This is a genomic window from Kineococcus aurantiacus, assembly GCF_013409345.1.
In the GTDB taxonomy this organism is placed as follows: domain Bacteria; phylum Actinomycetota; class Actinomycetes; order Actinomycetales; family Kineococcaceae; genus Kineococcus; species Kineococcus aurantiacus.
This window is the reverse complement of sequence record NZ_JACCBB010000001.1, coordinates 1,055,479-1,078,285: the sequence shown is the minus strand read 5'-3', so window position 1 is coordinate 1,078,285 and position 22,807 is coordinate 1,055,479. Positions and strand designations below refer to the sequence as shown.

The 22,807-nt window shown below is 75.1% G+C and carries 21 protein-coding genes; 9 read left to right on the top strand and 12 right to left on the bottom strand.

Translation table 11 applies throughout. From position 1 onward, the window contains the following. Positions 1-60 precede the first annotated feature (60 nt). From BJ968_RS26350 to BJ968_RS25460, 3 genes are all read right to left on the bottom strand, one after another. Positions 61-1,731: a DNA repair helicase XPB gene (locus BJ968_RS26350; RefSeq protein WP_179749792.1), complete on the bottom strand. Its 1,671-nt coding sequence runs from the start codon at positions 1,729-1,731 to the stop codon at positions 61-63. Between the two features lie 37 nt (positions 1,732-1,768). Beyond that, entirely contained in the window at positions 1,769-2,554 is a 786-nt protein-coding gene (locus BJ968_RS05095; protein WP_179748099.1) for a hypothetical protein, read from the bottom strand. Between the two features lie 82 nt (positions 2,555-2,636). Next, positions 2,637-5,003: a helicase-associated domain-containing protein gene (locus BJ968_RS25460; RefSeq protein WP_179749790.1), complete on the bottom strand. Its 2,367-nt coding sequence runs from the start codon at positions 5,001-5,003 to the stop codon at positions 2,637-2,639. Positions 5,004-5,056: 53 nt separating this feature from the next. Between BJ968_RS25460 and BJ968_RS05085 the strand changes: the two genes are divergently transcribed. Further along, positions 5,057-5,581: a DinB family protein gene (locus tag BJ968_RS05085; protein WP_179749788.1), complete on the top strand. Its 525-nt coding sequence runs from the start codon at positions 5,057-5,059 to the stop codon at positions 5,579-5,581. A gap of 4 nt (positions 5,582-5,585) precedes the next feature. Here the strand turns inward: BJ968_RS05085 and BJ968_RS05080 are convergent, their stop codons facing one another. Then, complete coding sequence (locus BJ968_RS05080; protein ID WP_343077824.1) at positions 5,586-6,578, bottom strand: sigma-70 family RNA polymerase sigma factor; 993 nt, start codon at positions 6,576-6,578, stop codon at positions 5,586-5,588. Between the two features lie 68 nt (positions 6,579-6,646). Between BJ968_RS05080 and BJ968_RS05075 the strand changes: the two genes are divergently transcribed. After that, complete coding sequence (locus BJ968_RS05075) at positions 6,647-7,393, top strand: TSUP family transporter (RefSeq protein WP_179749786.1); 747 nt, start codon at positions 6,647-6,649, stop codon at positions 7,391-7,393. 116 nt (positions 7,394-7,509) lie between these two features. After that, the gene (locus BJ968_RS05070) at positions 7,510-8,289 is read left to right on the top strand and encodes a nitrilase-related carbon-nitrogen hydrolase (protein WP_179749784.1); all 780 of its coding nucleotides are present in this window, start codon (positions 7,510-7,512) and stop codon (positions 8,287-8,289) included. An 8-nt stretch (positions 8,290-8,297) separates the two neighbouring features. On the opposite strand, the gene BJ968_RS05065 is transcribed toward BJ968_RS05070, so the two are convergent. Further along, positions 8,298-10,577: a HelD family protein gene (locus BJ968_RS05065; RefSeq protein WP_343077822.1), complete on the bottom strand. Its 2,280-nt coding sequence runs from the start codon at positions 10,575-10,577 to the stop codon at positions 8,298-8,300. 241 nt (positions 10,578-10,818) lie between these two features. Between BJ968_RS05065 and BJ968_RS05060 the strand changes: the two genes are divergently transcribed. Together BJ968_RS05060 and BJ968_RS05055 are read left to right on the top strand one after the other, a co-directional pair. Beyond that, positions 10,819-11,895, top strand: a complete 1,077-nt coding sequence (locus BJ968_RS05060) for a fatty acid desaturase family protein (RefSeq protein WP_343077821.1) — start codon at positions 10,819-10,821, stop codon at positions 11,893-11,895. A gap of 170 nt (positions 11,896-12,065) precedes the next feature. Beyond that, on the top strand, positions 12,066-12,269 hold the full coding sequence (locus BJ968_RS05055) for a cold-shock protein (RefSeq protein WP_179749782.1): 204 nt from the start codon (positions 12,066-12,068) through the stop codon (positions 12,267-12,269). 56 nt (positions 12,270-12,325) lie between these two features. On the opposite strand, the gene BJ968_RS05050 is transcribed toward BJ968_RS05055, so the two are convergent. Beyond that, entirely contained in the window at positions 12,326-12,832 is a 507-nt protein-coding gene (locus BJ968_RS05050) for a mycothiol transferase (protein WP_179749779.1), read from the bottom strand. A 102-nt stretch (positions 12,833-12,934) separates the two neighbouring features. Between BJ968_RS05050 and BJ968_RS05045 the strand changes: the two genes are divergently transcribed. Then, complete coding sequence (locus tag BJ968_RS05045) at positions 12,935-13,174, top strand: hypothetical protein (protein ID WP_179749778.1); 240 nt, start codon at positions 12,935-12,937, stop codon at positions 13,172-13,174. Positions 13,175-13,185: 11 nt separating this feature from the next. Here BJ968_RS05045 and BJ968_RS05040 read toward each other — a convergent pair whose 3' ends face one another. Beyond that, complete coding sequence (locus BJ968_RS05040) at positions 13,186-13,536, bottom strand: VOC family protein (protein WP_343077820.1); 351 nt, start codon at positions 13,534-13,536, stop codon at positions 13,186-13,188. A gap of 75 nt (positions 13,537-13,611) precedes the next feature. On the opposite strand from BJ968_RS05040, the gene BJ968_RS05035 reads away from it, so the two are divergent. Continuing rightward, positions 13,612-14,343 (top strand): methyltransferase domain-containing protein, encoded by a 732-nt coding sequence (locus BJ968_RS05035; RefSeq protein WP_179749774.1) that lies wholly within the window; start codon positions 13,612-13,614, stop codon positions 14,341-14,343. Here BJ968_RS05035 and BJ968_RS05030 read toward each other — a convergent pair. The 4 genes from BJ968_RS05030 to BJ968_RS05015 form a co-directional block, all read right to left on the bottom strand. Beyond that, positions 14,331-15,470: an ABC transporter substrate-binding protein gene (locus BJ968_RS05030; RefSeq protein ID WP_179749771.1), complete on the bottom strand. Its 1,140-nt coding sequence runs from the start codon at positions 15,468-15,470 to the stop codon at positions 14,331-14,333. The two genes, BJ968_RS05035 and BJ968_RS05030, sit on opposite strands and share 13 nt — an antisense overlap. After that, positions 15,470-17,095 (bottom strand): ABC transporter permease, encoded by a 1,626-nt coding sequence (locus BJ968_RS05025; RefSeq protein WP_179756234.1) that lies wholly within the window; start codon positions 17,093-17,095, stop codon positions 15,470-15,472. The genes BJ968_RS05030 and BJ968_RS05025 overlap by 1 nt, the downstream gene beginning before the upstream one ends. Before the next feature lie 152 nt (positions 17,096-17,247). Then, positions 17,248-18,354, bottom strand: a complete 1,107-nt coding sequence (locus BJ968_RS05020; RefSeq protein WP_179749769.1) for an ABC transporter ATP-binding protein — start codon at positions 18,352-18,354, stop codon at positions 17,248-17,250. A gap of 83 nt (positions 18,355-18,437) precedes the next feature. Next, the gene (locus BJ968_RS05015) at positions 18,438-19,550 is read right to left on the bottom strand and encodes a PrpF domain-containing protein (protein WP_179756232.1); all 1,113 of its coding nucleotides are present in this window, start codon (positions 19,548-19,550) and stop codon (positions 18,438-18,440) included. A gap of 146 nt (positions 19,551-19,696) precedes the next feature. Here BJ968_RS05015 and BJ968_RS05010 point away from each other — a divergent pair, with 146 nt between their 5' ends. Next, positions 19,697-20,710 carry a LysR family transcriptional regulator gene (locus BJ968_RS05010; protein WP_179756230.1) on the top strand — a complete coding sequence of 338 codons (1,014 nt, stop codon included), beginning with the start codon at positions 19,697-19,699 and terminating at the stop codon, positions 20,708-20,710. 18 nt (positions 20,711-20,728) lie between these two features. On the opposite strand, the gene BJ968_RS05005 is transcribed toward BJ968_RS05010, so the two are convergent. Further along, entirely contained in the window at positions 20,729-21,937 is a 1,209-nt protein-coding gene (locus tag BJ968_RS05005) for a pyridoxal phosphate-dependent aminotransferase (RefSeq protein WP_179749767.1), read from the bottom strand. 139 nt (positions 21,938-22,076) lie between these two features. On the opposite strand from BJ968_RS05005, the gene BJ968_RS05000 reads away from it, so the two are divergent. After that, a complete protein-coding gene (locus tag BJ968_RS05000) occupies positions 22,077-22,727 on the top strand; it encodes an ElyC/SanA/YdcF family protein (RefSeq protein ID WP_179749765.1) in 651 nt (216 codons plus the stop codon). Positions 22,728-22,807: the final 80 nt, after the last annotated feature.

The following is a 22,807-nucleotide window of genomic DNA, read 5'->3' as shown; positions in this document are numbered from 1 at the left end:
CGCGCCCCCTGCCCGCGGGCCGGGCCCCGGCCCGCGGGCAGGTCGTCGGGGCAGCGTCCGTCAGGGGAGCACGCCGTCGGCGTCCGGGACCCCGCCGTCGATGTCGTCGGCGTCCACGATCCGGTAGGCGTACCCCTGCTCGGCCAGGAACCGCTGCCGGTGCGCGGCGAAGTCCTGGTCCTTGGTGTCGCGGGAGACGACCGTGTAGAAGCGCGCCGCGCCGTGGTCGCCCTTGGGGCGCAGGACCCGGCCCAGGCGCTGGGCCTCCTCCTGCCGCGACCCGAACGAGCCCGACACCTGGATGGCGACCTTCGCCTCCGGCAGGTCGATCGAGAAGTTCGCGACCTTGCTCACCACGAGCGTCGTGATCTCCCCGTGCCGGAACGCGTCGAACAGCCGCTGCCGCTCCTTGACGCTCGTGTCGCCCTTGATGACGGGGGCGTCCAGCCGGTCCCCGAGGTCGTCGAGCTGATCGATGTACTGGCCGATGACGAGCGTCGGCTGGCCCCGGTGCTGGGCGACGAGCTTCTCCACCACGCGGGACTTCGCGTCCGACGTCGAGCACAGCCGGTACTTCTCGTCGTCCTCGGCCGTGGCGTACGCCAGGCGCTCGGAGTCCGGCAGCGTCACGCGCACCTCGACGCAGTCGGCCGGGGCGATGTAGCCCTGCGCCTCGATGTCCTTCCACGGCGCGTCGTACCGCTTGGGGCCGATGAGGGAGAACACGTCGCCCTCGCGGCCGTCCTCGCGCACGAGCGTCGCCGTCAGCCCGAGGCGTCGGCGGGCCTGCAGGTCCGCGGTCATGCGGAAGATCGGCGCGGGCAGCAGGTGGACCTCGTCGTAGACGATGAGCCCCCAGTCGCGGGCGTCGAACAGCTCCAGGTGCGGGTAGACGCCCTTCCGCTTCGTCGTCACGACCTGGTACGTCGCGATCGTCACGGGGCGGATCTCCTTGCGGGCCCCGGAGTACTCGCCGATCTCGTCCTCGGTCAGCGACGTGCGCCGGATCAGCTCGTCGCGCCACTGCCGGGCCGAGACCGTGTTCGTCACGAGGATGAGGGTCGTCGCGCGGGCCCGCGCCATCGCCCCCGCACCGACGATCGTCTTGCCCGCCCCGCAGGGCAGGACGACGACCCCGGACCCGCCGTGCCAGAACCCCTCGACGGCCTGCTCCTGGTAGGGCCGCAGCGTCCAGCCGTCCTGGGCCAGGTCGATCGGGTGGGCCTCGCCGTCGACGTACCCGGCGAGGTCCTCCGCGGGCCAGCCCAGCTTCAGCAGGACCTGCTTGAGGTTGCCGCGCTCGCTGGGGTGCACCACGACCGTGTCGGGGGCGACCTTCGCGCCCAGCAGCGGGGCGACCTTCTTGCTGCGCAGGACCTCCTCCAGCACCGGGGTGTCCAGGGAGTGCAGCACCAGCCCGTGCGCGGGGTCCTTGACCAGCTGCAGGCGGCCGTAGCGGGCCATCGTCTCGGCCACGTCGACCAGCAGGGCGTGCGGGACGGAGTAGCGGGAGAACTCCAGCAGGGTGTCGACGACCTGCTCGGCGTCGTGCCCGGCCGCGCGCGCGTTCCACAGCCCCAGCGGCGTCAGCCGGTAGGTGTGCACGTGCTCGGGGGCGCGCTCGAGCTCGGCGAAGGGGGCGATCGCCGCCCGGCACGCCGCGGCGCGCGGGTGGTCGACCTCGAGCAGCAGCGTCTTGTCGCTCTGGACGATGAGGGGGCCGTCGGTCACCTGAGGGTCAACTCCGTGGGGGCTGGGGAACTTCCGGTCAGCGCGCGAACGCGACGCCGACCGCGTCGGACGTGTCGAAGGTGTCGAACGTGGAGCCGGTGCCGGTGCCGCCCTGGGAGGCGGCCCACACCAGGAGCCCGACGACGACGGCGACGGCCAGGACGCTGAGGCCGATGTTGACCCAGGCGCAGATCTTGCCGGCCAGCAGGTACCCCAGGCCGCGCTTGGCCCCGTTCGAGGCCAGGACGTCGCGGCGCGCCCCCGGGGTCAGGGCCAGGGCCACGACCGAGGCGATCCAGCCCAGCGTCCCCGCGCTGAAGAAGTTCAGCACCAGGCCGCCGACGGCCGTCCACAGCACCGCGTGCGCCGTGCCGGCCACGGGCACCTGGCCGAAGGACTGGTCGGCGTACCGGGGGTACTGCTGGTTCGGCTGGTCGCCCTGCGCGGGGTGCTGCCGGCCGTACGGGGACTGGCCGTACTGGGGCTGGCCGTACGACTGCCCGTACTGGGGCTGGCCGTACTGCTGCTGCCCGTACTGGGGCTGCCCGTACTGCTGGTCGTACGGGGACTGCTGCTGCGCGTACGGCGAGGGCTCCCCGTACCGGGGCAGGCTCTCGGTCGGCGGTGTCACCGGCGGGTGCTCCTGACCGGACGCCCCCTCCGGGCCCGGCCCGGGGGCCCGGGTGGAGCCGCCCGTGCGGTACGGGTCGTGCGCGTCCTCGGCGCCGCCGTCGCGGGGGGCGTACGGGTCCTGCGCGGCCGGCTCGGAGTCGGGCTTCTCCCACCAGGACCGCTGTCCGTCGCCCTGCTCGCGCTCGCTCATGGTGGTCCGTGCTCCGATCGGAAGGCTGTCGCTGGTCGGGGGACGACGCTAGCCCACGGCTGCGACGGGCACCTCCCGCCGCTCAGCCGCCCTGGACCACCCCGGTGATGCGGTGCACGGAGAAGGACCGGACCGTGCGCTCGGCCTGGTCGAACACCGTCACCCGGCCGCCGTCGACGCCCAGCGGCTCGACGAGGTGCCGCCCCGCGGCGCCCGTGGCGTCGACGTAGCCGATCCACACCGGCTGCCGCCGGCTGACGGCGTCGCGCAGCACCGACAGCGACGTCGCCGGGTCCATCGCCGGCAGCGCCGGGGCGTCCTTGAGCCGGTCGCGGCGGCGCTCGAGCTCGGCGATGTCCTCGTCCCCGCCGCGCACGGTCTGCACGGCCGCCGCCAGCAGGGAGGGACCCGGCGCGGGGGGCTCGCCCGTGACCGGCGCGGGCGGGGGCGTGGGACCCGAGCGCGCGGCCGGGGGACGGCGGACCAGCAGCTCACCGGCCGGCCCCTCCGCCGCGGGCGCGACCCCCAGCTCGCGCAGCACCGCCAGCACCTCGTCCGGGTCCGCCGCGGCCGCCAGCACCGTCGGCGCCAGCGCCCGCAGCCCCAGCCCGGCGCACCGCTTGTCGGCGACGAGCTCGGCCAGCAGGGCGGGGTCCTCGGCCCGCACGTACGCGCCGGCCCGGCCCACCCGCACCCGCCCGTGCCGCCGGGCGACGTCGCGCAGGAGGTACTCCAGCGGCTGCGGGACACCCGTGGCGGACAGCCGCGCCAGGAAGGCCAGCGCCTCGTCGGCCGTCTGCCCCTCGTCCAGGCCGCGCCGCACCGAGGCCGCGTCGAAGCGGTAGACCGTCGCCCCGCCGCGGCTCTCCACCCGCGCCAGCGTCTCCAGCCGGCGCGCCACCGCGGGCTCCAGCGGCCCCGGCGCCACCGCCGTCAGGTCGGCCTGCAGCAGCACCTCGCGCACCGGTTCGGGCAGCGCGGACGCCAGCGCCCGCAGGGCCGCGTCCTCGTCCCCAGCCAGGAGCGCCCGGCCCGCCGGGGCCAGGGCCCCGGCCCCCAGGACCCCCAGCCAGCCGGCGTCGCGCAGCGTCCAGGTGACGAGGTCGTCGCGCAGCCTGCTCGCCCGGCGCGGGGCGGCCCAGCGCAGCCGGGCCGCGAGCTCGTCGGCGGGGGCCGAGGCGTCGGCGGGCAGGGCCGCCAGCTCGGCCAGGACGGCCTGGCGCACCGCGGGCGCCGAGGCCCGGTCCAGGTCCGGGCCCAGCGCGTTGCGGGCCGAGTCCCGCGCGTCGCGGGTCCCCACCATCGCCGGGACGCGCGTCGAGGGCAGCCAGGCCGTCGCCAGCGTCAGCCACTGCGCCGGGACGTCCTCCTCCAGCCAGCCGTCGAAGGCGGGGGTCGGCAGCCAGCGCGGTTCCACCTCGCCGTCGTCGGCGACCAGCCCGGCCACCCGCGCGGTCTCCACGACGAGGGCGGCGGTGGCCTCGTCGACCTCCAGCGCGGTCGCCGTGCGCCGCAGGTCCCGCACGCCCAGCCCACCGGCGCGCAGCACCGACGGCCCGGCCGAACCCCACCAGCGGCCGAGGTCGGCGACGAGGCGGCACGCCTCGGCGGCGGCCGCGGCGGAGGCCGCCAGCACCCGGTCGTGCGGGTGGGCGGTCACCGTCAGCTCCGGGGCGGACCGCTCGGGGGTGCGGTGGACGCGCCCGCCGCGCAGCGCCAGCGCGACCTCGCGGGGCAGCACGACGGTGCCCGGGCCGGACACCGCCAGCAGCCCGCGGGACAGCAGCCACTCCACGGGCCCGGTGCTGGAGGCCGCCCGGACCTGCCGGTCGGCGCGTTCGACGGCACCCGTCGGCGGCCCCCACGTCAGCTTGTCCAGGACCGCCGACACCCCCTCGGGGGCCGTGTCCAGCAGCGCCCGCACGGTGCCCGGCGCGGCCAGGTGCGCGGTCAGCCGCCGCAGCGCGACCTCCGGGTCGTGGCTGACCTCCAGGCCGAGGTCCTCCAGGAGCTCGGCCAGCCGCTGCGGGGACCGGCGCCCCAGCGCGTCGGCCAGCGTCGGGCCCAGCCCCGCCGGGTGCGGGCCCAGCAGGTCGCGGACGGCGGCCACCAGGTGCAGCCGCCGGTCCGGGCCCCACACCAGGGCCCGCCGCCGCAGGTCGGCCACGACCTCCCCGGCCTTGGCGCCCCACGCCTTCGAGACGGCCGTCACGCTCGTGGGGTCCGGCAGGACCGCGAGCACCTCGGCGACCTGCAGGGTGGGGGTGTCGAGGCGTTCGAGGGCCCGCTGGGTGCTGGCGCGGGTCGTCGCGCGGGTGGCCAGGGCCGTCGAGGACGTCGGCAGCGGCGCGGCGAGGTCGGGGCGGGCCGTGAAGAGGGCCTGCAGGTCCTCGTCCGGGCGGGCGCGCAGGTCCTCGGCGAGGGTGCGCGGGGCTGGGGCCGTGGGCATCACCGGCCAGTTTAGGTCCGCCGCGTGTCCGGGCCCGCCCCTACCGTTCGGCCATGACCACCGACACGACCACCGACGGGGCGCTGTCGCCCGAACGTCGCGAGCTCCTGTCCGCGCTGGGGAAGCACCGCTGGCTCCTCACCGCCACCCTGACCGGCCTGACCGACGAGCAGGCCGCCTCCCGTCCCACCGTCAGCGAGCTGTGCCTGGGCGGGCTGGTCAAGCACGTCGGGCAGACCGAGGCCCAGTGGGTGCGGTTCGTCCAGGAGGGGCCGGCGGCCTTCACGCCCCCGGAGGAGACCGACTGGCAGGCGCGCGCCGACTCGTTCCGGATGCTGCCGGGGGAGACCGTCGCCGGGGTGCTGGCCGACTACGCCGCCGTCGCGGCCCGCACCGACGACCTCGTCCGCACGGTCGACCTCGACGTGGCCCACGACCTGCCGGAGGCGCCGTGGTTCGAGCACGAGCGGTGGAGCGCCCGGCGGGTGCTCCTGCACCTGCTGGCCGAGGTCTCCCAGCACGCCGGGCACGCCGACGTGCTGCGGGAGACGATCGACGGGCGCAAGTCCATGGGCTGAGGGTTCAGCCCCGCGCGGGCGGCTCGGCCGGGAACCCGAAGAGCCCGAACAGCCGCGTGTCCAGGAACGAGGTGATCCGCGCGATCTTCCCGTCGGCCAGTTCCAGGGCCTGGATCGCGAACGGCACCAGCTCCCCGTGCGCGCCGATCGGCTTGTAGTGCACGAACGCGGGGGAGCCGTTCGCCGTCACGGGCACCAGCCGCGACCCGCGGCACTGGTGGCCGGGGCCGAGCATCCAGGCGGCGATGTCGTCGGCCCCGGCCAGCCACAGCTCGAACGGCGGCATGTTCTGCGTGACGTCGGCGGCCAGGAGCTCCACGAACGCCTCGATGTCGTACGCCTCGAAGGCGCGCACGTACTCCTCCAGCAGCGCCCGGTGGCTGTCGTCGAGGACCTCGGTGCGCCCGACGTCGGGACGTTCGGCCAGCGTGGCCCGCGCCCGCTGCAGCGCGCTGTTCACCGACGCCGTCGTCGTCCCCAGCAACCCGGCGACCTCGTCGGCCTTCCAGCGCAGCACGTCGCGCAGGATGAGGACGGCGCGCTGGCGCGGGGGCAGGTGCTGCAGCGCCGCCACGAACGCGAGCCGGATCGACTCCCGGGCCACCGCGATGTCGGCCGGGTCCCCGGCCTCGGGCAGGACGCGCTCGTCGACCATCGGTTCCAGCCAGGTGTCCTCGGGCCGGCTGCGGGCCAGCGACGCCTCGACCGGTTCCCACGCCGCCGCCGACAGGTCCATCGGCCGGGCCCGCTTGCCGCGGGTCTCGATCATCGTCAGGCACACGTTCGTCGCGATCCGGTACAGCCAGGACCGCAGCCCCGAGCGGCCCTCGAACCCCTCCACGCCCTTCCAGGCGCGGACCATCGTGTCCTGCACGGCGTCCTCGGCGTCGAACGCGGACCCGAGCATGCGGTAGCAGTAGCCGGTGAGCTCCGCGCGGTGCGCGGCCAGCCGCGGTTCGAGCTCGTCGGGGGTGAGAGCACCGGTGGTCGTCGTCACACGCACAGCACAGCACAGGGCCCCGACACGACGGGAGCACGCGGCGCCCCCTGGTTGGATGGTGGCCCGTGCCGTCCGCCGAGGTCCCGCTGCTGCTGCTCGCGGGCGTCCTGTCCGGGCTGGTCGGCAGCACCGCCGGGCTGGCCTCGCTCGTCTCCTACCCCGCGCTGCTGCTGGCAGGGCTGCCGCCGCTGGCGGCCAACGTCACGAACACCGTCGCGCTCACGGGGGTCACCGCGGGGACGGCGGCCGGCTCGCGGCCCGAGCTGGCCGGTCAGCGCGCCCGGCTGCTGCGGCTGGTGCCGCTGGCCGCGGCCGGGGGAGCGGTGGGGTGCCTGCTGCTGCTGGCGCTGCCGGCGGGCGCCTTCGAGCTCGTCGTGCCGTTCCTGGTCGCCGGTGCGTCGGCGACGCTGCTGCTGCAGCCCCGGATCAAGCGGCTGCAGCCCGGGCGCCTGTCCGCCCGCAACCCGCTCGTGCTGGCCGCGATCTTCCTCGTGGGCGTCTACGGCGGCTACTTCGGCGCCGCGGCGGGCGTGCTCATGCTCGCCCTGACGGAGGTCCTGCACGCCCAGTCCCTGGCCCGCAACAACGCGCTGAAGAACATGCTCACGGGCGCCGCGAACACCGTGGCCGCCGCGGGGTTCGCCGCGTTCGGCCCGGTCGACTGGTGGGCCGCGCTCGCGCTGGGCGCCGGGTGCGTCGCGGGCGGGCGGGTCGGCCCCGTCCTCGTCCGCCGCGTCGACCCGCGGCTGCTGCGCGGGGTGGTCGCGGTCGCCGGGTTCGCGCTGGCGGTGCGGCTCCTCCTCGCGCGCTGACCGGCGGGGCGGGCCGACGGGGTTGCCATCGTTGTGACAACGCTGCCGATCACCGGCAGCGTTGTCACAACGATGACGACCCCGCCGCCCGCTCGCCCGCGTGGTAGGCAGGGGCCGTGCGCGTCGCCCTCTCGCAGCTGAACAGCGGTACCGACCCCGCCGCCAACCTCGACCTGGCCGCCGCGGAGATCGCGGCCGCCGCCGACGCCGGGGCCCGGCTGCTGGTCCTGCCCGAGGCGTTCTCCTGCCGCTTCGGCGTCCCCCTCGGACCGGTCGCCGAACCCGTCGACGGGCCGTGGGCCACGCGGCTGGGCGAGCTCGCCGACGCGGCCGGGATCACCGTCGTCGCCGGTGCCTTCTCCCCCGGGGAGGGCGGGCGGGTGCGCAACACCCTCCTGGTCCGCGGGGCCGGCGTGCACGCCCACTACGACAAGGTCCACCTGTACGACGCGTTCGGCTTCGCCGAGTCCGACACCGTCGAACCCGGTGCGCGGCCCGTGGTGGTCGACGTCGACGGGGTCGGCGTGGGGCTGACCACCTGCTACGACGTGCGCTTCCCCGGCCTGTTCCAGGCCCTGGCCGACGCGGGGGCGCAGGTCGTCGTCGTGGCCGCCTCCTGGGGGGCCGGGCCGGGCAAGGTCGAGCAGTGGCGGCTGCTGGCCCGGGCCCGCGCGCTGGACTCCACGTGCTTCGTCCTGGCCTGCGGCCAGGCCGAGCCGCCCACCGCGCACGGGTCGGCCCCCACGGGCGTGGGGCACAGCCTCGTCGCCGGGCCCCTGGGGGCCGTCGTGGCCGAGCTCGGCGCGGCCCCGGGGCGGCTCGTCGTCGACCTGGACCTCGAGCAGGTCCGGGCCGCCCGGGCCGGCCTGCCCGTGCTGGCGAACCGGCGGTTCTGACCGGCGGCTCAGCTGCCCGCGATCGTCATCCCGGCCGGCAGCGGCTCGGCGTGCAGGACGTGCAGCTCCTGCGTCGCGCGGGTCAGCGCCACGTACAGGTCGTTCGCCCCGCGCGGGCGGCGCAGCACGGCCGCGGGCTCGACGAGGACGACCACGTCGAACTCCAGCCCCTTGGCCCGGTGCACGTCGAGGACCGACACGCTCGCGTCGAGGTCGTCGGGGGAGGCCGCGACCGACCCCGGCGGCAGCACCGCGCCCACGGCCGCGCGCAGCGCGTCCGAGCCCAGCGGGCCGTGCTCCTCGGCGGCGATGACGGCGATCCGGCCCTCGTCGAGCGCGGCGAACCGGTCCCGCACGTGGTCCACCACGGAGGCCGCGCCGGTCAGCGGGACCGCGACGGGCTCGTGCTCGCCCTCGCGCACGGGCGTCGGGGGGTTGGCCGCGATGCCCGCGGCCCGCAGCACGTCGGCCGCCACGCGGGAGATCCTCGCCGGGGTCCGGTAGTTGACCGTCAGCTCCTCCAGCCGCCACCGGTCGTCGACGACGGGTTTGAGCGCCTGCGCCCAGCTGCGCGCGCCCGCCGGGTTCGAGGTCTGGGCGACGTCGCCGACGAGGGTCATCGACCGCGACGGGCAGCGCCGCTCCACCAGCCGCCACGCCATCGCCGACAGCTCCTGCGCCTCGTCGACGACGACGTGCCCGTAGGCCCACGTCCGGTCGGCGGCGGCGCGCTCGGCCACGGTGCCGCTGGGGCCGCCGCCGGCGAACCGGTCGGCGAGCAGCTCGGGGCTGACCAGGGGGTTGCCCACCCCCGACGCCTCGAAGTCCTCCAGGACCTTGCGGGCGTACGCGACCTGCTCCTCGCGGTCGGCCGCCGCGCGCGCCGCCGTGGCGCTCTCCTCCAGCGGCCCGAGCAGCTCGGCCAGCTCGTCGAGCAGCGGCACGTCGGCCTCCGACCACGCGGTCGCGTCCTCGCGGTGCAGGGCCGCCCGGTCGCGCGCGGACAGCTGCGGGGCGACGGCCTCCAGCCGCTCCGGGCTGGCGTACAGCCCGGCCAGGACCTTCTCCGGCGTCAGCGGCATCCAGCACAGGTTGACCTCGCGGCGCACGTCGCGGTCCTCGCGCAGCTCGGCGACGAGGTCCTCGCGCTCCTCGCCGAGGTCGACGCCGCGGGCGCGGGCCAGGGCGTTGACGAGGGAGTTCAGGACCTCGCGCACGAACGTCACGCGCGCCACGTTGTGCGGCTTGCGGGTGCGCCGGGCCCGCGCGCGGGCCGAGGCGATGACCTCCGGCCGCAGCTGGACGCGGGTGCCGTCGAGCTCGAAGCGCAGCGGCTGGGCGGGGACGCGTTCGCGGGCCGCGACGGCGGCCTCCAGGACGTCGACCATCCGCAGCGAGCCCTTCAGGCGGGCGGCCTCGGGGGAGTCCTCGCCCCGGGCCACGACCCCGGGGTGCATCTCGCCCAGCGTCAGCGTCACCACGCCCGTCTCGCCGAGGGCGGGCAGGACCTGCTCGACGTAGCGCAGGAACACCGGGCTGGGGCCCAGCAGCAGCACGCCGCTGCGGGCCAGCCGGTCGCGGTGCGTGTAGAGCAGGTAGGCCGTGCGGTGCAGCGCCACGGCCGTCTTGCCCGTGCCGGGCCCGCCCTGGACGACGAGCACCCCGCGGTCGGAGGCGCGGATGACGCGGTCCTGCTCGGCCTGGATCGTGGCGACGATGTCGCCCATGCGGCCCGTGCGCGGGGCCGTCACGGCCGCCAGCAGCGCCGCGTCGCCCGTGGTGCGCTCGCCGTCGGCCGCGACGAGGACCTCGTCGTCGAGGCCGGTGACGTGGCGCCCGGAGGTCAGCAGGTGCCGGCGGCGGACGACGTCGCGGGGGGCGGCCGCGGTGGCCTGGTAGAAGTCCTGGGCCGCGGGGGCCCGCCAGTCGACGAGGATCTGGCTGCCGCGCTCGTCGGACAGCCCCAGCCGCCCGACGTAGCGGCGGGGGTCCTGGGTGCCCGGGCGCAGGTCCAGGCGGCCGAAGCACAGCCGGTTCTCCACCGACCACAGCTGCGAGAGCCGGTCCTCGTACAGCGTCGCGAACGCGTCGCGCTCGAAGCGGTTCTGGTGGGTCCCGGTGGCCAGCGTCCGCCGCACCTCGGCCAGCTGGGCCGCCGTCTGCTCGCGCAGCGCGTCCAGGCGGGCGTAGAGCGCACCGACGTGGGCGTCCTCGCGCTGGACCTCGGTGTCGGTCCCGGTGGCGTCCGGGCCGCCGTCGGTCAGGCTCGGGTCGGTCGACTGGCTCACTCGGGCGGCTCTCCTCGAACTGGCACGGTGCGCGGTGCGTGCGCCGAACGGCACCGAAGAAGAGTAGACGCGGGACCGCGGGCACCGATCGGCGGACCGGTACGTTGAACCGGCGGGAGGAACGCTGCGCGAGGTCGCAACTCCCGCCTGCACCGCTGTGTCCTCCCACGGGTCCACCTCCCGGGCACCGCTCAGGACGCACCCGGCCCCGGGACGTCCTCCACCGCCCGCGAGGAGTCCCGTGCCCGCCCTGCCCACCGAGCCCACCCCTGCCCGCGCGCCCCGCCGGACGACCCCCTACGCGGCGCTGACCGCCGAGGTCCAGGAGGCCGGGCTGATGCGCCGGCGCACCGGCCACTACTGGGGGCGCATCGCCGCGACGTCGGTGGCCTTCGCGGCCGTCGTGACCGGCGCGTACCTGCTGCGGGAGTCCTGGCTGGTGCTGCTCACGGCCGCCCCGCTGGCCGTCGTCCTGACCCAGTTCGCCTTCCTGGGCCACGACGGCGCGCACCGGCAGATCTTCGCCACGCACCGCGGCAACGAGTGGGCCGCCCGCGTCTTCGCCGCGCTGCTGACGGGCCTGAGCTACGGCTGGTGGATGGGCAAGCACACCCGCCACCACCAGGCGCCCAACAAGCGCGGCACCGACACCGACATCGAGTCCGACGTCGTCTCCTTCCACCCCGAGGCCGCCGCCGGCCGCCGGGGCCCGCTGCGCTGGGCCACCCGCACGCAGGGCTGGTGGTTCTGGCCGCTGCTGCTGCTGGCGGGCCTGAACCTGCACGCCGACTCGGTGCGCACGATGGTGCGCGGCCGCTCCGGCAAGCGCCGCTGGCTGGACACCGCCTTCATCGTCGTGCACTGGGCCGTCTACGGCGCCGCCCTGGTCCTGCTGCTGGGCCCGGGCCGCGGCGCGGCCTTCTTCGGCGTGCACATGGCCGCCTTCGGCCTGGCGATGGGCGGGGCCTTCGCGCCCAACCACGTCGGGATGCCGATCGTGCCGCGCGAGGCGAAGGTCGACTACATCCGCCGCCAGGTGCTGACCTCGCGCAACATCAGCGGCGGCTGGTTCGTGGACCTGTTCATGGGCGGGCTCAACCACCAGGTCGAGCACCACCTCTTCCCGAGCATGCCCCGGCCCAACCTGCGGGCCGCGCGCCCCTTCGTGCGCCGCTTCTGCGCCGAGCACGGCATCTCCTACACCGAGACGTCGCTGCCGCGGGCCTTCGCCGACATCGTCGGGTACCTCAACGAGGTGGGCCTGGCCGCCCGCGACCCGTTCCGCTGCCCGCTGGTCTCGCAGCTGCGCGCCGGCTGAGGGGGCAGACGGATCAGCCGGGACGTGCTACGTTAGGCGGCAGTCGCAGTTTCTCGTCGTGCTTGTAGCGCCCGGGGGATCACCGAGGGGCACGCACGCTCGGCCACAAAGGTCAGCACCCTCGGCGGCGAGTCCCACCTCGTGTGGGGCGCAAGACCCGAGGAGGCCTCATGGCTCAGGGAACTGTCAAGTGGTTCAACGGTGAGAAGGGCTTCGGCTTCATCGCCCCCACCGACGGCGGCCCGGACGTCTTCGTCCACTACTCCGCGATCAGCGGCAGCGGCTACCGCAACCTCGAGGAGAACGACACCGTCGAGTTCGAGGTGACCCAGGGCGCCAAGGGCCCCCAGGCCGCGAACGTCGTGCGTCTCTGATCGTCTGATCACCGGAACGACCCCCGTCCCCTCGTGGGACGGGGGTCGTTCTGCGTCTACCGCCGTTCCAGGACGCCCCGCACGAAGGCCGCCTGCGCCGCGTGCTCGAGGTCGTCGTCGGCGACGCTGACCAGCCGCACCCCCAGCGTCACCGGCGGGTCCCAGCGGACGTCGACGATCCGGTCCAGGTCGGCCTCGCGCAGGGTCGAGAGGTAGTCGACGGTCCGCAGGTGCACGGCGTCGAGGTACCCCGTCAGCAGCTCGGCCGGGGCCCGGACCTGCCCCACCTGCTCGGAGGTGAACCCGTAGCCGGTCTCCCCGTCGGGGAAGGGCAGCGCGAACCGCCGGGCCCAGCCCTGCGTCGTCCACGCCTGCTCCTGGCCGGCGACCTCGCTGACGTGGTCGTCCTGCACGCGGGCCAGGTGCCAGACCAGCCACGCGATGCTGTTGGCGCCCTCGTCGAGGCGGGTCGTCAGCGCGTCGTCGTCCAGGCCGTCCACCGCGGCGTGCACGGCGTCGGGGATGCGCCCGTAGAGGTCGAGCAGGAGGTCCTTGGCGTCCATGCGTCCTGCCTAGCGCTCTCGTCCCCGGCCCGCACCCCGGCGCCCTGCTCCGGACGGGGGACCACCTGCAACGCGCGGCGGCCGCCCCGCGATGGACCGGGCGTGAACCAGACCGATGCCCTCGCGCGGTGGTGGGCCTCGCTCGACGCGCGCGGCCGGCGCGACGTCCTGGAGGTCGAGCCCGGTGACTTCCTGTCCGAGTCCCTGGCCCTGGACCTGCAGCTGTACGGCGTCCACGTGCCCGACGTGGCCGTCGCCTTCGACGTCGACGGCGACCTGCGCCGCATCGTCGTGCACGTGCAGCCGCGCGGGCTGACCGACTTCCTCAGCTCCGTGCGCTGACCGAGCCGCGCTCAGGCGTCGGCGGGGTCGAACGCGCAGAACTCGTTGCCCTCGGGGTCGGCCAGGACGTCCCACGGCCGGCCCTCCCCCCGGGCCCGCAGGAGCGTCGCACCGGCGGCCAGGAGGTCCTCGCGCCGCCCGACGACGTCGAGGTGCATGCGGTTCTTCACCGTCTTGGGCTCGGGGACGGGCACCACCCACAGCGCCGGTCCCGCCCCCGAGGGGTCGTCCAGCACCACCGGGTCGGCGGGGGGCCGGTCGCCGGCGCGCCGCACGTAGCCCAGCACCCGGCACCACCAGTCGGCCTGCGCCTGGTGGTCGGTGGCGTCGAGGCAGAGGTCCTTGAAGCGTGCGGTGGCCACGGCCCCACGGTGCCACCGGCCGGGGGAGCGCGGAACCCCGGTGACGCGCCCGGCGCGCTGCGCCACCATCGGGACGTGCCCGACCCCCTGTTCGCCGATCCGCGGCTGGCGCCCCTGCACGACCTCTTCGAGGACCCCGACCGCCCCGACCTCGCGCCGTACGAGGCCCGGGCCGTGGGCGCCGGGCGCGTCCTGGACGTCGGCTGCGGCACCGGCGTCCTGGCCGCGCGCCTGGCCCGGCGCGGGGTGGACGTCGTCGGCGCCGACCCGGCCGCGGCGAGCCTGCGGGTGGCGCGGGCCCGCGGGGTGGACGTGCGCTGGCTGCAGCTGCCCGCCGCGGACCTGCCGGCCCTCGACGCCGACCTGGCGCTCATGACGGGCAACGTCGCCCAGGTCTTCACCACCGACGCCGGGTGGGACGCGGCGCTCGCCGGGGTGGCGCGCGCCCTGCGGCCCGGTGGCCGGTTCGTGTTCGAGACCCGGCGCCCCGCGGCGCGCGACTGGGAGAACTGGTCGACCGCCCCGCAGCACCGCGACGTGGCGGGCACCGGTCACGTCACCAAGCGCTCCGAGCTCCTCGACGTCACCGGCGCCCTGGTCTCCTTCCGCGACACCTTCGACCTCGCCGGGACGGTCGTCGTCTCGGAGTCGACCCTGCGGTTCCGGGACCTGCCCGAGCTCGAGGAGTCCCTGCACCGCCGCGGGTTCACCGTCCAGGACGTGGGGCAGGCCCCGGACCGGCCGGGGCTGGAGCTCGTGGTCGAGGCCACCAGCGCCCCGGCCCGGCGGCGCGGTCAGCCGACGTAGCCGAAGGCGGCGTTCCACAGCTCCTGGTCCGAGGCCTGGTGCGCGGCCAGGTCCCGGGGGTCGGGCCGGTGCGGCAGGCCGGTGGCGACCGTCGGCAGCGTGGTGCCGTGCACCGTGGGCGGGTCGGCGTCGGGGTTGGTCGAGTACTCGCCGATGTCGGCGAACACGGCGCCGCCGCGACGGCTCATGTTCCAGTTGAGGAACACCTGGGCGGCGCTGGGGTGCGGGGCCGCGGCGGCCACGCCCGCGAAGTAGTCGTAGAGCGCGAACCCCTCCTCGGGGACGACGAACTGCACGGGCGCGTTCTTGGCCATCGCGATGTTCAGGCTCGACACGACCGCCGTCGAGGCGTGGATCTCCCCGCGGGCCAGGCTCTCCTGCATGGCCCCGGAGCTGTCGAAGATGCGCGGGCTGTTCGCGGCCAGCGCCTCCAGCCAGTCCGGGCCCAGGACCTCCAGCTGGAACCTCGTGAGCGACAGCGAACTGCCGCCGGCGCCGGCCTGGGTGATGCCGAGGCGGTCCTTCCACCTCGGGTCGACGAGGTCGTGCCAGCTGCGGGGGCGCTCGTCCTCCTCCACCAGGGCGGTGTTGCACCCGAACGTGAAGGCCGGGTCGAAGCAGCGGTAGTAGCTGCCGTCGGCGTACCGGACGGTGTCGTCCAGCTCGTCGTACCCGGGGACGACGTGCGGGGCGAACACACCGGCCTCCTGCATCCGCAGGACGTTGGCGGGGTCGGAGGAGCGGACGACGTCGGCCCGCAACCGGCCGGCGCCCTGCTCGCTGAGGACGCGTTCCAGGAGCCGGTTCGGCACCAGGCGGATCACGTCGACCGCTATGCCGGTGTCGGCGGTGAAGGCGCGGACGACCTCCTTCTCGCTGTTCTCGACGTAGCCGGTGTAGAGGCTGACCCGGCCCTCGGCCTTCGCCGCCGCGAACAGGGCGGCGTCGGCGATGAGCTCGCCGTCGACGACCAGACCGGAGGTCGTCTCGACGGAGGAGGCGGGGCTGACGAGCTGGTACGAGGGCGGCGGGGCGCAGGCGGCCGCGCCCAGACCGGCGGCGGACAGCGTGCCGGCGGCCAGGACCGTCCGGCGGGAGAGGCGGGTGGTGGAGCGGGTGGAGGACATCAGCGTGCTCCGTTCGCGGGGCGGGCCCCGAGGAGTCGGGCCAGCAGCACGACGACCATGATCGCGAGGCAGTACAGGAGGCTGGTGGACGCCGCGTCGCGCAGCGCCCCGTTGTCGTACTCGTCGAAGACCACGATCGACAGCAACCGGGTGTCGGAGGTGAAGAGGAACAGGGCGGCCGACAGTTCGCGCATCGACAGCATGAGCAGCAGCAGGAGGGTGGACAGCAACCCCGTCCGCATGAGGGGCACGGTCACCGTGCGGACGGCCCGGAACCGGCGGGCGCCGAGCAGGACCGCGGAGTCCTCCAGGTCGTCGTCGACCTGCAGGATGCTCGCCGTGGTGCCGCGGTACCCCTGCGGCAGGTAGATCCCGACGAAGGCGATGACGAGGACGGCGACGGTCCCGTACACCGGCACGGGGGCGGCGACCCACGTCCACAGCAGGCCCAGGCCCATGACGATCGCGGGCACGGCCAGCGGCGCCATCGCGACGTACTCCAGGACCTTCCGGCCCGGGCTCGTGGTGCGGTAGACGGTGTACCCGACGACGAAGCTGAGCGTCGTGCCGACGGTCGCGGCGACGACCGCCACCAGCAGGCTGTTGCGCAGCGCGTGCAGGAACTCCGGGTCGATCGCGGTGTGGCCGAGGGACCAGAAGGACAGACCGCCCGCCGTCGTCAGCTGGCTCAGGTCCGACAGGTACGGGGAGCTCTGCAGCGAGGCCAGCAGCAGCGCCAGGGCCGGCAGCACCAGGGCCAGGAACAGGTAGGCCGCGGCCAGGACCAGGCCGATCGTGCGCCACCGGCCGATCGCCAGGACGCGGGGTTTCATGCCCTTGCCGGAGACGGTCGTGAACTTGCGCTTGAGGACGACCCGCTGCTGGACCGCGGTGACGACCATGAGCACGAGCGTCAGGACGACGGCGACGGCGGCGGCCTCCGTGCCGCGGGCGGGGGCCGCGTTCATGAGCCGGTAGATGAACGTCGGGAGCGTCTCGACCTGACCGGGCGTCCCGATCATCTGGGCGACGGGGAAGTTCTCCATCGTCAGGGCGAAGATCAGCACGCCCGACCCCAGGGCCGCGGGCAGGGCCAGCGGGAACGTGACCTCGCGCAGCGTGCTGCGCATGCTGCCGCCGTGGACGCCGGCGGCGTCCTCCAGGTCGGGGTTCATGAGGGCGAGCGAGCCGTACACGAGCAGGAACGCGTAGGGCGCGTAGTACAGCGTGAGGACGAAGACCATCCCGAGGTGGGAGTAGACGTCGAACACGTTGCCGATCCCCACCGAGCGCAGCACCACGTTGAGGTACCCCGTGCCGGGACCGGCCAGCAGCGACCAGGCCAGCGCCCCGACGAGGGAGGGCAGGAACATCGGGGCGATGCCCGCGAAGTACACGAGGAGTTTCCAGCGCACGTCGGTCCGGGCGGCGAGGAACGCCAGCCCGCACCCGATGACCATCGCGCCGACGGAGGCGCACCCCGCGATGAGGACGGAGTTCCCGAGCGCGACGAGCGAGGCGTGCGAGACGACGATCGAGAAGTTGCCGAGGGTCAGCCCGCCGAGCGTCGCGGCCCCGGGCCGCGGCACCTCGTCCGAGAACGCCGCCAGCACGATGAGGGCCATCGGGACGACCACCAGCAGGGCCAGCAGGAGGAGCTGGACGCCGGTGAAGGTGCTGCGCCGGGTCAGGCTCAGCGCACGGCGCCGGCGGCCCGGACCGCTGGGGGTGCGGGTCAGGGTGGGAGGCGTCTGGCTGCGGGGCAGGGTGCCGGTGCTCACGCGGCCACCTCCGCCGGGAGCACCTGCACGTCGCGGGCCGCGATCGAGGTGCGGACGCGGTCGCCCTTGACGAAGGGGGAGCCCAGGCGGCGCGGGGAGGCGACCTGCAGGCTCGGCCCGTCGTCGAGCACCACCTGGTAGACGGTCGTGGCGCCCTGGTAGCTGACGACGTCGACGACCCCGGCCCAGCAGTTCGGCTGCCGGCCCGGTCCGCGGTCGGCGTCGAGGTGCAGGTCCTCGGGCCGGATGCAGGCGCGCAGTTCGGTCCCGGCACCGGGCAGACCGGCGCCGCAGACGTCCCCGCACTCCAGCTCCAGGCTCGTGCTGGCCAGGCGGAACCGGCGGTCGGTGCCGTCGGCCTCGACGGGCAGGATGTTGCTGACCCCGAGGAAGTCGGCGATCGAGGCGCTCACGGGGCGCTCGTAGACCTCCTCCGGCGCCGCGCACTGCACGATGCGACCGGACTGCATGAGGGCGACGCGGTCCGCGAGCGCCATCGCCTCGGTCTGGTCGTGGGTGACGTACACGCACGTGAGGTCGAGCTTCTGCTGGATGGACCGCAGTTCGACCCGCAGCCGCTCGCGCAGCCGCGCGTCGAGGTTCGAGAGGGGTTCGTCGAGCAGCAGCACCCGGGGACGCATGACGAGGCTGCGGGCCAGGGCCACCCGCTGCATCTGACCGCCGGACAGCAGGCTCGCCCCGCGGTCGGCGAAGTCGCTGAGGCCGACGACCTCGAGGACCTCGCCGACGCGTTCGGCGATCTCGCGGCGGCCGAGCTTCTGCATCTTCAGCGGGAACGCCACGTTCTGGAAGATCGTCCGGTGGGGCCAGACCGCGTAGGACTGGAACACCATGCCCACCTGCCGCTTGTACGAGGGCACGTCGATGCCCGCGGCGCTGTCGAAGACGACCTGGTCCCCGATGGTGATGCGGCCGGCGACGGGGGTCTCGAGGCCGGCGATGCTGCGCATCGTCGTCGTCTTGCCGCACCCGGACTTGCCGAGCAGGACGAGCGACTCGGCGTCCTTGATGTGGATGCTCAGGTCCTTCACCGCGACCGCCCCGCCGTAGGCGATCGAGACGTTCTCGAGCGTGACTTCCATGACTGCTCCTTCGCGACGCTGCGGGTGGTGCGGTGGGGGTGCGGGGGCGGTGGTGCGGTGGCGCGGTGGTGCTGGGGGTGCCCTCAGACGAGGGCGGGCGTGTAGATGGTGGCGTCCGCGATGACGCGCGCGGCGCGCTGCACGGTGACCTCGCGGCGGGGTGCCCCGTCGGTCGCGGCCGGACCGGTGACGGTGACGGTGACGACGCCGCCGGGGGTCCCCAGCCGCACGGTGCCGCCGGTGCGCCGGCGCGCCGCGCGGGCCACCACGGTGCCCTCCTCGAGGGCCGCCGTCGCGACCCCCACGGCGGAGGTGAGCCCGATGACGGGGTGGACGTCGAACATCGACAGCATGCGGACGGCGACGTCGTGCTCGTCCTCGCCGACGACGTGCCCCTCGCTGGTCTTGTGCTCGGCGGGCGGCCCGACGACGCCGACCTTGGGCACGGCGTGCCGGACGGGCTCGTCGGCGGTGCGCAGACCCATCCGGACGGCGGCCGCCGCGCGCAGGTCGATGAGGTCGCCCAGCCGCGACCGCAGGTCCTCGACGCTCTCGGTGGCGCTGAGGCCCAGGTCGGCGGCGGTGACCAGGGCCAGGGGCGCGCCCGCGTCCACGAGCGTCGCCTCCACCGCCAGGGATCCGCTCACGAGGCGCTGGCGGCGCTCGCCGGTGGGGAACAGCCGGCCCGTGGTGCCGCCGTCGGCGTCCAGGAAGGACAACCCGACGGGCACGCCGGCGGCCTCGGTCCCCGGGACGGTCGCCGTCCCCTCGGCCGGGACGAGGCCGCCCGGGGTGCTCACGAGGCCGTCGAGGCGGGCGCCGGTGTTGAGGTTGTGCAACCGCACGCGGGTCACGTCCCCCGTCGTGGGGACCAGGCCCTTGGTGACGGCGTACAGGGCGATGGCCGTGGCGCAGTTGCCGCAGTTGCTGCCCCACTCCACGACGTTCTCCCCGATCCCGACCTGGGCGAACAGGTAGTCGACGTCGACGCCGGGGGTGCGCGAGCGGCCGACGACGGCGGCCTTGGAGGTCGTGGAGGTGGCGCCTCCCACGCCGTCGATCTGCCGGCGGTCCGCGGCGCCGTAGGCCGCGAGCAGGAGGGCTTCGAGGGTGTCGCGTTCACGCGGCACGTCCACCGCGGAGAAGAGCCAGCACTTGCTGGTCCCCCCGCGCACGAGCGTCGCCTTGATGTCCACGTCCGGTCCTTCCTCGACGGACGACAGCCGGTGCGGCGTCGTCGACCGGTCCAGGATGCGACGCCGCACCCTTCAGTACAATGTCGATCTGGTTCAACGCCCTGTAGCAGAACTGGAGGGTCGGGGTGGCTCTCGACGTGCGCCGGATGGCGCTGCTCGCCGACGTCGCCGACGCCGGGTCCCTCACGGCGGCGGCGGAGAAGCTGAACTACACGGTGTCCGCGGTCTCCCAGCAGGTCCGCCGCCTCGAGGAGGAGGTCGGCCAGCCGCTGCTGGAACGTCTCCCGCGCGGGGTGCGGCTCACCGACGCCGGCGCCGTGCTCGCGGCCCGGGCGCGGCGCATCGCGCTGGAGCTGCGGGCGGCGCAGGCCGAGCTCGACGGCCTCTCGGGCCTGCGGGGCGGCACCCTGCGGCTGGGGTCCTTCCCCACGGCGAGCTCCTCGCTGCTGCCGCTCGTGCTCAGCCGCTTCCTGCGCGACCACCCCGGGGTCGCGCTGCACGTGCGCAGCGCCCTGCAGGACGACCTCGTGGAGGCGCTGCACACGCGCGAGGTGGAGCTCGCGCTGCTGTGGGACTACCCCTGGAACCGGTTCGCGGACGCGGACGTCACGTCCTCGGTCCTGCTCGACGACCCCTCGGTCCTCGTGGTGCCGCGCGACGGCCCGCTGGCGGGCCGGTCGGACGTCTCCATCGCGTCGCTGCGCGACCAGCCGTGGATCGTCCGGTCGCGCCGGCACCCGGTGGGGGAGGTCCTGCTGCGCAGCTGCCTCGCCCGGGGGTTCGAGCCGACGATCGCCTACCAGGCGCAGGACTACCAGGAGACGCAGGCGATGGTCGCCGCCGGTCTCGGCATCGCCCTCGCCCCGCGCCTGGGCCTGACGAACCTGCGCGACGACGTCCGCCTGGTGCACCCGGCGGCCTCCGACCGGGTCGCGTCGCGGCGGATCCTGCTGGCGCACCTGCGCGACCGCGGGTCCTCGCCCGCGGCGCGCGCGATCGTCGGGTACTTCCGCGAGGCCACGTCCACCCTGTCCCTGGAGACCTCCGGGTCGGGGCAGCTGGGGTCCGTGGGCCCGGGGTCCGTGACCCCGGGCCGTGCGGCGGTGCCGACGGGCCGGGCCCGCGGCCGCGCGCCGGACCCGCCGGTCACCGGCGCGTAGGGCCGGTGGGGTCCCCCGTCAGCGCCGGGACGCCAGGAACGTCCCGATCCGGCCCACGGCGTTCTCCAGGTCCTCCACGCGGGGCAGCGTCACGATGCGGAAGTGGTCGGGTTTCGGCCAGTTGAACCCCGTGCCCTGCACGACGAGCACGTGCTGGTCCTCCAGCAGGTCGACGATGAACTGGTAGTCGTCCTCGACGCGGTGCACCTCGGGGTCCAGCCGCGGGAAGCAGTACAGGGCGCCGCGCGGTTTGACGCAGCTGACCCCGGGGATCGCGTTGAGCAGCTCCCACGTGCGGTGGGCCTGGTCGGCCAGCCGGCCGCCGGGCAGCACGAGGTCGCCGATCGACTGGTGCCCGGACAGCGCGGCCTGCACGACGTGCTGGGCGGGGACGTTGGCGCACAGGCGCATGTTGGCCAGCAGGTCCAGGCCCTCGACGAACCCCGCCGCGTGCGCCTTCGGGCCGGACAGGTACATCCACCCGGAGCGGAAACCCGCCACGCGGTACGCCTTCGACAGGCCGTTGAAGGTGATGCACAGCAGGTCCGGGGCCAGCGACGCGGTCGAGACGTGCACGGCGCCGTCGTAGAGGATCTTGTCGTAGATCTCGTCGGACAGGACGAGCAGCCCGTGCTCGCGGGCGACCTGGAGCATCCCCTCCAGCACCTGCGTGCCGTAGACGGCGCCGGTGGGGTTGTTCGGGTTGATGACGACCATCGCCTTGGTGCGGGGGGTGACCCGCGAGCGCAGGTGGTCCAGGTCCGGTTCCCAGCCCTGGGACTCGTCGCACAGGTAGTGCACGGCCCGGCCCCCGGCCAGGCTGACGGCCGCCGTCCACAGCGGGTAGTCCGGGGCCGGGACGAGCACCTCGTCGCCGTCGTTGAGCAGGGCCTGCATCGCCATGACGATGAGCTCGCTGACGCCGTTGCCCATGTAGACGTCGGCGACGTCGACGTCGGGGACGCCCTTGAGCTGGCTGGACTGCACGACGGCCCGGCGCGCGGACGGTATGCCCTTGGAGTCGCTGTAGCCCTGCGCGACGGGCAGGTTGGCGATCATGTCCTGCAGCAGCTCGTCGGGGGCCTCGAAGCCGAACGGGGCCGGGTTGCCGATGTTCAGCTTGAGGATGCGGTGCCCGGCCTCCTCCAGCTGCTGGGCCCGCCGCAGCGCGGGCCCCCGCACGTCGTAGAGGACGTTGGCGAGCTTGTCCGACTGCGCGAGTTTCATGACCGGCCTTCTCGGGACGTCCTGGGCCCGACCAGCTTGGCACGCCGGGTCGCCCCCGGGGACGGGGGTGGCACGCCGGAGTGTCGGACGGTAGCGCTACCCGGTTGCCCGCCGCCGGTGGGCGGGCCAGGGTGAGGTCGTGCCCCGGACCGCAGGACCCCTCGGCGCGGGGTCCTCGGCGCTCGTGCCGGGTCTGGTGCCGGGTCTCGTGCTGGGCCTCGTGGCCGGTGTCCTGGTGGGCGTGGAGGCCGTCCACGCGCTCGCGTCGCGCCGGGGCTTCCCCGGTGGCCGCCGCCGCGTCGCCCCGGACGTGGTGCTGGTCCTGGGCTGCCCGCCGCGCGCGGACGGCTCGGTCAGCCGCATGCAGCGCTGGCGCACCGAGATCGCCGTCCGCACCTCGCCGACGGCGCAGCTGGTGTTCTCCGGGTACGCCCGCGACGGCGGCCCGAGCGAGGCCGCCGTGATGGCCGCCCACGCCCGCGACGTCCTGGGCGTCGCGCCGGGCCGGACCCGCACCGAGGAGGAGGCGCGCACGACGTGGGAGAACGTCGAGTTCTCCCTCGCCGGGCTGGAGGCCGGGCGGTACCTGGCGATCGCCTCCTCGCCCGTGCACGCCTGGCGGGCGCGCCGGTACGTGGCCCGGCAGCGCCCGGACCTGGCCGCCCGGCTCGTCCCGGCCGCCGACCACCGGCTCGGGGAGCGGTGGGGGCTGAAGGCCGCGACGCTCGCCTACGACGTCGCCCGGTCGGTCGTGCTGCGGCTGTGGCCCGCCAGACATCTGACGTCCTGAGGAGGGAGACCGGGGATCTCCCCACTTGACGCGCCGACCGAGCGCGGGACAGGCTTCAGACGTCCGAGGTCTCCCTCGGC